Raw genomic sequence first — 11849 nt, 5'->3', positions numbered from 1 at the left:
GCTGACACAAAATGATAATCCATAGTTATGATTGATCTCTTCATAACTAAACTTCCAGATGCCTCTACTGTCGAATCTATATTTCTAAGCTTTGGCAAACAAAAAACCTTGAATTTAATCATTAAAGGCTGTAACGCATTAAAAACATCGTCAATACCTCGATATGTATACGAAAACTTATTTCCTTTCGCTGTTCGTTTTTTTCAATTGCCCCGATATTTTCCATAATTGAGACAATCGCTCCATAAATCTTTTCCATTTTTTACTTTTCACCCTTATCTGATTCTCAAAGACTCCGTCTGTTTTGTTTCTGCAATCCCTACAAACTTATTCGGATTTGCTTTGACATCTGCAAGCAGTCGAGTTCTATCTAACTTCGGATCCTGCGAAATCAAATACTCAGCAGGAATTTTCGACTCATCAATAATATTCAATGACTGTGGATTTTTCTGAATTGAATATGAACGAAAATCTGTTTTCAACTTTCTTACATCCATCATTTTCATTGCGTTTTCGAGGTTATTTTTTAAGTGATTGGTACGATTCTTAAGCACCTTTTTCATGTGTGTCAAACGCTCAATTTCCTTATCAATTTTCTCAATATCACCGCTCAAATTAGTGATAATCATTGCATAACTGTCTGCTTTTACTTCCAGTTCTCCCTGAATAGATGCCAGTGTATCTGCAAATACAGTTGCATCCACGTCGGTATCTTCTGCCATCTGACAAAGTGTCAGGTATTCCCCTGTGATTTCGTAAAGTTTTAACATTTTGTATCCTCCTTTTTGGTGATTAAAATTGTTCTTTCTAATGCCGCCTGCTCTCTCGCCTGCTCTTTTCTATGTCCGGCAGAAGCTGCGCTTACAGAGCATCCGGCACCGACTTTCATTTCAAGTAAGTATTCATCCATCATGTTTTCTTTCCTCCTAAATCAACATCTTGCTTCTTTCCTCTTCCGGAACGTTCAACGTATCCAAAATTGTCCACAGTTCGCTAAGTGTGCATGTTTCCGGTTCATTCAGACGTTTTAAGAATGTGTGATACTTCATACCTGCATTTTTCGCCAGGTCTTTTTTATAGCTTCCGTTTGCACAGATTGCACCACCTAAGCACCGTCTTACCTGAGCGGCACGTTGTTGCTCTTTACTTAAATATGTAACTGGCATCCTCTCAACCTTCTTTCCATTTCTCTTCAAACAGCTCTACAACTTTATCTACTGTCAACGGTTCTCTCGTTTCTACACCAAGCACTGCACTAAGTACGTCCAGTGCTATTTTCTCCTCTCCGCACTCTCTTGAATTGTCTAACAAACTGTTTAAGACTCTGACTTTCTCCGAATCTCTAATTAATTCTTCAAGTGCAGCAAACTCAATTTCTACCTTGCTCATGATGCCTTATCCTTTTCGATTTTAAATTTTGCCCAGTTCTCAATAAACTTCTCTGCCTGCTTCTTTGCTTTATTTTTCTTTCTTACCTGCAATAAACCAGCAAGGAAGAAAATTACTGCCGGTCCTGCAATCCAAGCCACAGCAAATACCATTGCCTGTGCGTCCTTGCACTCGATGACATTACGCAACCAGCCGCCGAAGCAGATGCCTGTCCAAAGTCCCAGACCTACTTCTAAAATATCTCTTTTTTTCTTATTACTCATTTTTTTCATTGCATTTCTCCCTTATGCCTGTTAAGATATAAGTGATTTATTTAGGCTTGTGTCCCACAGGAAACCCCTATTTCCTACGGGACCTTTTTCTTTGCCTAAGCAAATCGTAACTGTGAGTTACATTCTTTGATTGCAATTTGAGTATTGGTACACGGTTGCCAATGCTGTACATACTCAATCGCATCATCAAAGCGTTTCTTTGGCACGTTGTTTCTTGAATTTACATGGAAGTATCTCTGTATATCTCTATTACACTCCGAAAATACTTTCTTACTGATTTCTCTATACGCTTCACTGCCTTTTCCACCAAGTGCGCCAACTACAATATAGTTTACCGTTTCTTTAAGTGCCTGCTGTTGAGCGTAATCAATCGTCATGCTTTGCTCAAGTTCAGCAATTCGTTCTTCATGGTTATCAATCATTCCAAGCTGGATACGCATCATTTCAACTTGGCTCATCGGTTTTTGATAAGAACCTGTTTTTCTAATTACTGGAAGCACTTCACTGGTTACCCAATGTTTAAAATCTTTAGCCGTCTCCAATCGGCTGCTAAATACTAATGCATACAATCCAGATTCATTGATTATTGTCATTTTCTGGTATCCGCCAAGGGTGTAGATAGTATCTACTCCCTTATCTTCCTCAAAAACATGTGTCAAAATCGCATCTCTGGAATTTTTAAATCCAAGTGCCTCTGCTACATCTTTCCCTACAAACCACACTTCTCCATTAATATTGATTGTTCTCATCTGTCCAAACTTTTCACTGTTAAAAATCTTTAAATCGCTCAACCTTATCACTCCATTTTTTTAATTTTTTTCAGAAGTCGTTCAACATCCCATTTCAGTCCTCTTAAAAATTTAATATTCTCGACCACATTTGGATACTCCAGTTCGCCTTTCGAATCTTTTCTTAGAGCTAACTGTTCCCAGAAATATAATTGCTTTTTATAATGTTCTTCTGCCCTAATTAAATGTGTTTTAATGTCAGCCAACTCATATTTAGTCAGTGCGACTCTTCGCTCTTTAAATGGTTCTAATGTCATATTTCTAATAATTTGAATACCATATTCGTTGGCACATGTATGTTCAATTCTGCATCCTCTATATTTCTCCCAGTCAGTGCAAAAGAAAGCAACATCTGCTGTAGCAAGTAATTCAAGTGACTTTGCAAGATGCCAAAGTGGCTTAGCATCGTGAGGTGCTTTCTGAAAAAAAGAATCAATAACTTCTACCTCCTCATTCAGCATTTCTTTTGCTACTTTTACCGCCTTTTCTCTTTCGGCAAGAATTTCCTCATCTGTTTTGTCTCGCATCGGTTGCGAAATAAATAATTTTTTCATCCTTGTTACTCCTCCTATCTGTTCTTTTTTATTTAAAAGGGGCATCCTTTTTTAGTTTTTGGTCTCGAAGCATCTTATTAACTAATAATGCAATTGCTGTATATGCGTAAATTTCGGAACAAATTCTGCCAGGAAAACTCATGATAAACTCATTATCTTGATACACAGCGCAATGATGTTTACGTACCTCAATTCTTATATTCTCTACAAAGATAACATTTGCATCGGCATTAAATTTGACATCAGCTCCTACAAGAGTTTTATCCAATATTGTAAAAAGTTCACTTGCAAATACCTCTCTTTTTACTTTCCATCCTCGTTCATCATTTTTGTGCTCTGTTGTTTCAAAATGCACTTCACAATCCGCATATCCATCTTTAATGTTTTTTACTGTCAAAACTATTTTTAACTCGTTGTTGATGAAATCTGACAGAGCATTGTAAGTTTTATCTTTTTTCTGGTCCTGCACAGCCTCGTTCTCCTCGTTCTCTTTTATCCATTTTCATTACTTCAATTCTTTGACATTTAAGAGAAGTCTTTCAGCGTCCTGCTCTGTTCCTCTTAAAAACTTAACGTTTTTAATTGCAACCGGATACTTCGAATTTCCTTCAAAATCTTTTTGTTTTGATAATTCTTCCCAAACCCCAATAATTTTTTTGAAATACTCTTTCGTAAACATCAAATAAATTTCGATACTGCTCCACTCTTTTTTTGCGAGTGCGATGCTTCGAGTCCCGTTATCTTTTGCACTTTCAATGTCAAGAACACCAAAAGCATCTTCCTTTGAAGAATTCAGTTGCTCATACACTGCTAACACAATAGCTGTGCAAATAGAAGCCTCATTATGATAAAGCCCATAGTTAAAGGCTTCCATCATTTCACCATTTTTATATACTCCGCAGTAATCCTCGTCATCCACACTAACCGCTACATTTTTTACACAAATAGCTTTGATAACTCCTCCGCTGGATGTCTTATAATTCACATCACATTTAATATCAAAAGGAACATTATCCGCTAATGCCACAAATAACTTTTTTTCAAACTTAATAGGATTTACTTTCATTTTCTCTCATTCTCCTTTCGGGTGTTGTAAAGTTTCATGGTTTAGTTTTTACTTTATGTGAATTTAATTCACTATTTAAGTTAAAAAAATTTTGTCTCTTTCCCCTTTCGATAAATTAAGGGTCTTAGAAAGTGCTACAATTTCAGATGCTCTAAAATCGCCTTCTTTCATTCTGTTGTACAAAGTTTCTCTCAAAATGCCTGATTTAGTAGCAATCGCTGAAACTGTCATACCTGATTCAGTCATTTTATTTCTCAACAAATCTACATTTGCCATTCTTTTTTCACCTCCCATCTGTGAACTAAATTCACTATATCACTTATGTGAATTTCTGTCAACATCTTTTTATATTTTTGTTGAATTATTTTACACAACATGTTATTATAGTGTTAAGAAAAATTAACAACGCAGAAAGGAGCTTTCAATTATGCTTGACCTGTATAAGAACATAAAGGCAAGACGCTTGGAATTAAAAATGTCTCAAGATTCCCTAGCCGAACTGACTGGATATAAAGATAGGTCATCTATCGCAAAAATAGAAAAAGGTGAAGTTGATTTAGCTGAATCTAAAATAAGAGAATTCGCTAAAGCATTAAAAGTTTCTCCACAAGAACTAATGGGTTGGGAAGAAAGAACTGAGTCTTCCACTACCGCAGCACACAAAGATGGAGAAAATTTTACTCCTGAGGAGCTAAATAAGATAGAGGAATATAAAAAACTACTTGTCGCAGCACGCCCAAAGGAGTGAGGCTTCTTGACTTACGAAGAATTAAAAACAAAACATAAAGACTTGAATATTGTTGAAATGGATTTGTCAGAAGTAAAAGGGTTAAAAGGACTTTACTTTGATGGAAATATTGCACTTGAAAGAAAAATGTCACAAACAGAAAAATCCTGCGTCCTCGCAGAAGAACTCGGACACTACTACACAACTTCCGGAAACATCTTAGACCAGACAGACGTATCGAACAGGAAACAAGAATACCGTGCACGGCTCTATGGATTCAATCTCAAAATTGGACTCATGGGACTTATCAGAGCATTTGAGCATGGCTGCCGGTCCGCATCAGACATAGCGGAATATCTGGATGTGACGGAAGAATATTTGAAAGAAGCAGTTGACTGCTACCGGAGCAAGTACGGTGTGTATACGACTGTGGATAATTATGTGGTATATTTCACTCCTACTCTGGGAGTGTTGAAGATAGATTGAGTTGAAAGGAGGAAAAGACGTATTCGTAAAAGATTCTTTTACAAATACATATACAAATGATGATTTATTATTTTCAATAAACTATTCATAGAAAGGATTTTATTCATTATGGGCAGAATTTTATCTCAAAGTGAATTAACAATTCATAAAAAACAGGCTCTTGCTAGACTTGACTCATATTTAGACTCATTAATTAATGACCCAAATCACAAAAATCAATCTAAATCTGATAAGTTAAGTTACTGGCTCGAAGATTGGACTACCTATCTTGAATTTGAACCCAAATTTATACCTTCCAAATTACGAAGATATAAACGTGGCGAAATTATTAAAGCTCATTTAGGCTACAATGTTGGAAGTGAAGAAGGTGGACTTCATTATTGCGTAGTACTTGATAAAAACAATCCTATTTCTTCTCCTGTAATAACGGTGCTTCCTCTTACTTCGGTTAAATCTACTACTAATATCAAAAATCTTAAAGATGGAAAAGTTTATCTTGGAAATGAACTATTTACTAGTTTAAGTTCAAAAATTTCTACTACCCGAAAAAAAATAGATATACGTATAACTGATTTATCTTCACGAATTGATAATGTCAGTCCAGATGATATTACCGAACTTATATCTATCAAAAAAGAACTAAATGTCGCAAATAAAGAGAAAAAATTACTTTTTCGAATGATGAATGAAGTAGCCAAAATGCGTTCTGGAAGCATTGCTTTAACAAACCAGATTACTACTATCAGTAAAATTCGTATATACGACCCTAAAACTAATTTTGATATTCTAAGCAATGTAAAATTATCTAATGATAAACTTGATTTATTAGACCGTGAAATCATTAAAAATTTTACTGGAATAAAATAAATATAAATATGTATATTTTTCTTGACAATTTCATATAATGAGGTTATACTAGTTTAGTAAAAAAACATAGCCGTTGACCGGCAGTATAGAAGACAAAGCACTCAGACAACTGACGTGCAGTATTAAAGACCTCGCAGTAATGCGGGGTCTTTTACGTTATACGAAAGTTTTTTAATTTATCCTTAAAGGGGCTATAGGGCATTTATTCAGTTCTAAGTTATTATGCAGAGACCTCGTATTGATACAGGGTCTTTTTGCTTAATAAATAAATCATACAAAAGATAAAATAAGGGAATTGATCTACATTATAAAAAACAAGTAAAGGAGAATTGCCAATGAAAAGAAAAATTGTAACAATGCTTCTACTGGCTACATTATCAGTCAGTGTCGTAGGATGCGGAACCAGTTCCTCTTCCGGAAGCACAAAAGAAAACACTAAAACTTCCCAAAGTGAAGAAAAAGAGGAAGAGGCAAAAGAACCAACTGACCTAACCGGTGTGTGGGCATCTGAAAATAAAGATGGTTCTTATCAAGAAGCAACAATAACTGATGATTCTATCGAAATTAACTGGATTTCCGATGATGGGGCAACAAAATCCGTTTATTGGTCTGGAACGTATACTGCACCAACTGAATTTGTTGAAGAATATTCATGGACTTCTGATAGGAATAAAGAAAAAACAGATTCCGCATTGCTTGCATCGACTGATGATACCAAAGAATTTACATACAAAAATGGGAAAATTAGTTATGAAGTTTCAGCAATGGGTACAACTTCTACTGTTGAATTGACTCAAACTTCTAAAGATGCTTCAGAAACAGCAACTGAATCAGAAACCGGAACAAGTGATACAACTACTTCTGATTCTTCATCCTCTGACACTGCAAATAATACTTCCAAAGAACAAGCTTCTTTTGAAGTTACTTATAAGAATGTTTCATTTTACCGGGATAGCATCTCTGATTTAATTGGACAGTCTATTGTTGAAATTGAAAATACCGGAAGTAGTAATTTGTATTTAGATTTCAGTTCCTATGAATTAACTGCAGAAGATGGAACAATCATTCATACAACCAGTGGAAGTTTTACACCTGCTCCTCAAGTAATTGAACCGGGTGAAAAAGGTTATTATTACGAAGAACAACTTATGGATGACCAAACTCCAACCGAAGGAATTACAATCACGCCTCACATTAATGCTTCCACTGCGAAAGTAGACAATGTTCGCTTAGAAGTAAGTAATACAGAGGTTTACGATAAGGATATGGGTAGTGTTGACTTACACGGAAAAGTAAAAAACACAACCGGAGCAGCTCAGACAGATATTTGTGTAACTGCGGTCTTATTCAATGAAAATGCTGAACCGATTGGTCAGCTTTCGACTGTTCTTGCAAACACTTTACAGCCTGATGAAGAAATTGGATTTGAATTAGAACCGGTATTCCTTCCGGAAGATATCACAAGCGCATCCATTGCAGATTATAAAGTATTTGCTTATACAAATCAGTATCAATACTAATTTTATTAACAAAAGAAAAACCGGTTCCTGCTCCAACAGAAACCGGCAAATACAAGTAAATATCCGGAGACGCATATAATCTCCTAACCTAACAAAATTATTGTATCATCTCCGGAGCAGTCACGCAAGCAGAACATCTGTTCCAAGCTGGCTGTTATTTTTATACCCAAAAAGGAGTGATAACATGGCAACAGCACGAAAACTTGCATCCGGCTCTTGGCGATGCCAGATCTATAGTCATACTGAGGAAATTATTCAGCCAGACGGCTCTGTTAAACAGAAACGATTTTACAAATCATTTACCTGTGACGTACCTGGTCCAAAAGGCAAGCGAATGGCAGAGCGGATGGCTGCCGAATGGGCTTCTGAAAAGGAACATAAGAAAAATATCTTAAACTGCACGATTGGTGAAGCGATTGAGATGTATATTAATTCAAAAGATGGTATCTTAAGCCCCTCTACAATAGCCGGATACAAAAGGATGCAAAAAAATGGATTTAAACATATCATGAATACTTATCTTACAAGTGTTGATAAGGAATACCTGCAAGAGGCAGTAAACCGTGAAGCCAAGCGAAAGAGCCTCAAAAGACCAACAGAAACTATTTCACCAAAGACCGTAAAAAATGAATATGGCTTAATCAGTGCAGCTTTAAATGCTTTCTGCCAAGGAATTGATACCAATGTAAAACTTCCTACTGTTCCGGTATTAATTAAAGATTTACAGACTCCTGATGCAATCTTTGCTGTATTCGAGGGCACAGACATCGAACTGCCAGTGTTACTTGCTATGTGGCTTAGTTTCTCGATGTCAGAAATTCGTGGTCTTACAAAATCAAAATCTATCTCTAAGGACGGAAATTATATATCAGTCACGGAAACAGTTGTAAAAGTGGATAATGACGATATCAGAAAGAAAGAAGCAAAAAATAATACCAGAATCCGCAGACACAGGATTCCGGAATATATAAAAAGCTTAATTGAAAAAGTACCTGGCGATGTGCTTGTACCATATTCCTATAACACCCTCTATAAGCGTTTCCAGTACTTATTAGAAGAGTCCGATATGCCACACATGACATTTCACGACCTCAGACACATAAATGCCTCTGTCATGGCACAGCTTCGTGTACCGGATAAATATGCCCAGGAACGTGGTGGTTGGAAAACAGACCAGATAATGAAAAAAGTATACACTCATACCTTTTCAGATGAACGAATTGCAGTGGATAATGTTATGGATAATTTCTTTGAAAACATTGTTCAGAATCTTTCGAATTGTATGAATTGTTTAGACAAGCCCTCTCATGAATAAATCTCTTCATGAGAGGAAAAACACCCATTTTTAGCTATTTTAAAAACTATGCAACACGAAATGCAACACGAAATAAAAAAAGTACTGTAAATACAGTACTTTTAAAGCAGGGGATGAGGGATTCGAACCCCCATCGACGGTTTTGGAGACCGGTGCTCTACCATTGAACTAATCCCCTATATTCTTTTTTTAATACATTTCCTTAACACGTTTATCATTATACAATAAATAATCTGTTATTGCAAGCTGTTTTTTTTATTTTTTGAAATGTACCTTCAAAACTACATATACAAAACCGAAACCATGCAGACACTTGCCGCTCCACTGATTTCTCAGCTTCTGGTCAAGCCCTCGACCGATTAGTAGCAGTCAGCTCCATACATTGCTGCACTTCCACCTCTGCCCTATCTACCTCGTCGTCTTCAAGGGGTCTTACTTCCTAAGAATGGGATATCTCATCTTGAGGGGGGCTTCACGCTTAGATGCCTTCAGCGTTTATCCCTTCCAGGCTTGGCTACTCTGCCATGCAGTTGGCACTACAACAGATACACCAGCGGCCTGTCCATCCCGGTCCTCTCGTACTAAGGACAGCTCCTCTCAAATATCCTACGCCCACGCCGGATAGGGACCGAACTGTCTCACGACGTTCTGAACCCAGCTCGCGTACCGCTTTAATGGGCGAACAGCCCAACCCTTGGGACCTACTACAGCCCCAGGATGCGATGAGCCGACATCGAGGTGCCAAACCACTCCGTCGATGTGAACTCTTGGGAGTGATAAGCCTGTTATCCCCAGGGTAGCTTTTATCCGTTGAGCGATGGCATTCCCACTTAATACCACCGGATCACTAAGCCCTACTTTCGTACCTGCTCCACCCGTCGGTGTCGCAGTCAAGCTCCCTTCTGCCTTTGCACTCTTCGAATGGTTTCCGTCCATTCTGAGGGAACCTTTGGGCGCCTCCGATACCCTTTCGGAGGCGACCGCCCCAGTCAAACTCCCCGCCTGGCATTGTCCCACCGCCGGGTCACGGCGGCTGGTTAGAAACCCAATACTGCAAGGGTGGTATCCCAACATCGACTCCGTAGCAACTGGCGTTACTACCTCTTAGTCTCCCACCTATCCTGTACATGCAATACCGAATCCCAGTACCAAACTGGAGTAAAGCTCCATGGGGTCTTTCCGTCCTGGCGCAGGTAACCAGCATCTTCACTGGTACTTCAATTTCACCGGATGCATTGCCGAGACAGCGCTCAAATCATTACGCCTTTCGTGCGGGTCGGAACTTACCCGACAAGGAATTTCGCTACCTTAGGACCGTTATAGTTACGGCCGCCGTTTACTGGGGCTTAAATTCAATGCTTCGTTTCCTGACATCTCCTCTTAACCTTCCAGCACCGGGCAGGCGTCAGCCCATATACCTCACCTTTCGGTTTCGCATAGACCTGTGTTTTTGCTAAACAGTTGCTTGAGCCTATTCTCTGCGGCCCGCTTTTACACGGGCACCCCTTCTCCCGAAGTTACGGGGTCATTTTGCCGAGTTCCTTGGCAATGCTTCTTCCGTCGGCCTTAGGATTCTCTCCTCATCCACCTGTGTCGGTTTACGGTACGGGTACGTTACAAACAATAGCGGCTTTTCTTGACGCATGGCTCACACACTTCCCTACTCTAATTCGGTCCGCATCACGCCTTTGGATTGCCACACGGTTTTTCCTATGTGACTCCTCCTTCGCTTGCCCCGGGATTCCATTCCCGGGTTGTGCTCTCCACACGTGTCCCCACAGTTCTGTTCTAACGCAGTACAGGAATCTCAACCTGTTGTCCATCGGCTACGTCTTTCGACCTCGCCTTAGGTCCCGACTTACCCATGGCAGATCAGCTTTACCCTGGAAACCTTAGATATTCGGCCATAAGGATTCTCACCTTATTCTCGCTACTCATTCCGGCATTCTCTCTTCAATACAGTCCACAGCTCCTTTCGGTACTGCTTCTTCCCGTATTCAATGCTCCTCTACCAATGTATCAAATACATTCCTCAGCTTCGGTGTCGTGTTTTAGCCCCGGACATTTTCGGCGCAGGACCTCTCGACCAGTGAGCTATTACGCACTCTTTGAATGTATGGCTGCTTCTGAGCCAACATCCTGGTTGTCTTCGAAATCCCACATCCTTTTCCACTTAACACGTACTTTGGGACCTTAGCTGGAGGTCTGGGCTCTTTCCCTTTTGACTATCCAACTTATCTCGTATAGTCTGACTCCCGATAATCAATTCCATGGCATTCGGAGTTTGATATTCTTCGGTAGGCTTTGACGCCCCCTAGGAAATTCAGTGCTCTACCTCCATGTATCTCTATCGAGGCTAGCCCTAAAGCTATTTCGAGGAGAACCAGCTATCTCCGGGTTCGATTGGAATTTCTCCCCTATCCACACCTCATCCCCACCCTTTTCAACGGATGTGGGTTCGGTCCTCCACTGCCTCTTACGGCAGCTTCAACCTGGACATGGATAGATCACCCGGTTTCGGGTCTGCACATACTGACTCTGGCCCTATTCAGACTTGGTTTCCCTACGGCTCCACGCCTTTGGCGCTTAACCTTGCCAGCATGCACAACTCGCCGGACCGTTCTACAAAAAGTACGCGGTTCCGCATATAAAGCGGTTCCACAGCTTGTAAACACAGGGTTTCAGGTTCTCTTTCACTCCCCTCCCGGGGTCCTTTTCACCTTTCCTTCACAGTACTATGCTCTATCGGTCACTAAGGAGTATTTAGCCTTACGGGGTGGTCCCCGCTCCTTCCCACAAGGTTTCTCGTGTCTCGTGGTACTCTGGATCCTGCCTTGTCCTCTTTCCTTTCCCATACGGGGCTTT

Annotated in this window: 16 protein-coding genes, 1 tRNA gene and 1 rRNA gene (1 of these 18 only partly in view); 5 read left to right on the top strand and 13 right to left on the bottom strand. The window is 39.5% G+C overall.

Going from position 1 to position 11849, the window contains the following annotated elements; genetic code table 11:
- Window positions 1-121: 121 nt before the first annotated feature.
- From ACYQ2D_RS15995 to ACYQ2D_RS15945, 11 genes are all read right to left on the bottom strand, one after another.
- Window positions 122-259: a hypothetical protein gene (locus ACYQ2D_RS15995; RefSeq protein WP_459786162.1), complete on the bottom strand. Its 138-nt coding sequence runs from the start codon at window positions 257-259 to the stop codon at window positions 122-124.
- Between the two features lie 16 nt (window positions 260-275).
- On the bottom strand, window positions 276-770 hold the full coding sequence (locus tag ACYQ2D_RS15990) for a siphovirus Gp157 family protein (RefSeq protein WP_459786161.1): 495 nt from the start codon (window positions 768-770) through the stop codon (window positions 276-278).
- Window positions 764-913, bottom strand: coding sequence for a hypothetical protein (locus ACYQ2D_RS15985; RefSeq protein WP_459786159.1), 150 nt, complete (start codon window positions 911-913; stop codon window positions 764-766). Before ACYQ2D_RS15985 ends, ACYQ2D_RS15990 begins: the two co-directional genes overlap by 7 nt.
- A gap of 13 nt (window positions 914-926) precedes the next feature.
- Window positions 927-1166 (bottom strand): hypothetical protein, encoded by a 240-nt coding sequence (locus tag ACYQ2D_RS15980; RefSeq protein ID WP_117457985.1) that lies wholly within the window; start codon window positions 1164-1166, stop codon window positions 927-929.
- Between the two features lie 4 nt (window positions 1167-1170).
- Window positions 1171-1389, bottom strand: coding sequence for a hypothetical protein (locus tag ACYQ2D_RS15975; RefSeq protein WP_117457986.1), 219 nt, complete (start codon window positions 1387-1389; stop codon window positions 1171-1173).
- A complete protein-coding gene (locus tag ACYQ2D_RS15970; protein WP_117457987.1) occupies window positions 1386-1661 on the bottom strand; it encodes a hypothetical protein in 276 nt (91 codons plus the stop codon). The genes ACYQ2D_RS15975 and ACYQ2D_RS15970 overlap by 4 nt, the downstream gene beginning before the upstream one ends.
- Window positions 1662-1756: 95 nt before the next feature.
- Window positions 1757-2461 (bottom strand): BRO family protein, encoded by a 705-nt coding sequence (locus ACYQ2D_RS15965; protein WP_459786157.1) that lies wholly within the window; start codon window positions 2459-2461, stop codon window positions 1757-1759.
- Window positions 2458-3003, bottom strand: coding sequence for a hypothetical protein (locus tag ACYQ2D_RS15960; RefSeq protein ID WP_459786156.1), 546 nt, complete (start codon window positions 3001-3003; stop codon window positions 2458-2460). The genes ACYQ2D_RS15965 and ACYQ2D_RS15960 overlap by 4 nt, the downstream gene beginning before the upstream one ends.
- A gap of 28 nt (window positions 3004-3031) precedes the next feature.
- Window positions 3032-3472, bottom strand: coding sequence for a hypothetical protein (locus tag ACYQ2D_RS15955; RefSeq protein WP_459786155.1), 441 nt, complete (start codon window positions 3470-3472; stop codon window positions 3032-3034).
- 36 nt (window positions 3473-3508) lie between these two features.
- Window positions 3509-4069 carry a hypothetical protein gene (locus tag ACYQ2D_RS15950; RefSeq protein ID WP_459786154.1) on the bottom strand — a complete coding sequence of 187 codons (561 nt, stop codon included), beginning with the start codon at window positions 4067-4069 and terminating at the stop codon, window positions 3509-3511.
- Window positions 4070-4144: 75 nt separating this feature from the next.
- Window positions 4145-4345, bottom strand: a complete 201-nt coding sequence (locus ACYQ2D_RS15945) for a toxin-antitoxin system, antitoxin component, Xre family protein (RefSeq protein WP_459786152.1) — start codon at window positions 4343-4345, stop codon at window positions 4145-4147.
- Window positions 4346-4496: 151 nt separating this feature from the next.
- On the opposite strand from ACYQ2D_RS15945, the gene ACYQ2D_RS15940 reads away from it, so the two are divergent.
- The 5 genes from ACYQ2D_RS15940 to ACYQ2D_RS15920 all read left to right on the top strand — a co-directional run bounded on the left by ACYQ2D_RS15940 (window position 4497) and on the right by ACYQ2D_RS15920 (window position 8984).
- Window positions 4497-4817: a helix-turn-helix domain-containing protein gene (locus ACYQ2D_RS15940; RefSeq protein ID WP_459786151.1), complete on the top strand. Its 321-nt coding sequence runs from the start codon at window positions 4497-4499 to the stop codon at window positions 4815-4817.
- 6 nt (window positions 4818-4823) lie between these two features.
- The gene (locus tag ACYQ2D_RS15935; RefSeq protein ID WP_459786149.1) at window positions 4824-5282 is read left to right on the top strand and encodes an ImmA/IrrE family metallo-endopeptidase; all 459 of its coding nucleotides are present in this window, start codon (window positions 4824-4826) and stop codon (window positions 5280-5282) included.
- Window positions 5283-5390: 108 nt separating this feature from the next.
- The gene (locus ACYQ2D_RS15930; protein ID WP_459786147.1) at window positions 5391-6149 is read left to right on the top strand and encodes a type II toxin-antitoxin system PemK/MazF family toxin; all 759 of its coding nucleotides are present in this window, start codon (window positions 5391-5393) and stop codon (window positions 6147-6149) included.
- Window positions 6150-6484: 335 nt separating this feature from the next.
- Window positions 6485-7669, top strand: coding sequence for an FxLYD domain-containing protein (locus ACYQ2D_RS15925; RefSeq protein ID WP_459786146.1), 1185 nt, complete (start codon window positions 6485-6487; stop codon window positions 7667-7669).
- A gap of 184 nt (window positions 7670-7853) precedes the next feature.
- Window positions 7854-8984, top strand: a complete 1131-nt coding sequence (locus ACYQ2D_RS15920; protein WP_459786144.1) for a site-specific integrase — start codon at window positions 7854-7856, stop codon at window positions 8982-8984.
- Window positions 8985-9091: 107 nt separating this feature from the next.
- On the opposite strand, the gene ACYQ2D_RS15915 is transcribed toward ACYQ2D_RS15920, so the two are convergent.
- Together ACYQ2D_RS15915 and ACYQ2D_RS15910 are read right to left on the bottom strand one after the other, a co-directional pair.
- Window positions 9092-9162: transfer RNA gene (locus ACYQ2D_RS15915), tRNA-Trp, on the bottom strand.
- A 161-nt stretch (window positions 9163-9323) separates the two neighbouring features.
- Window positions 9324-11849: ribosomal RNA gene (locus ACYQ2D_RS15910) — 23S ribosomal RNA — on the bottom strand (it continues 361 nt past the right edge of the window).

Source organism: Blautia stercoris (assembly GCF_054657695.1).
Note: the sequence above shows the minus strand (reverse complement) of the source record. Positions and strands in the feature narration are given on the sequence as shown.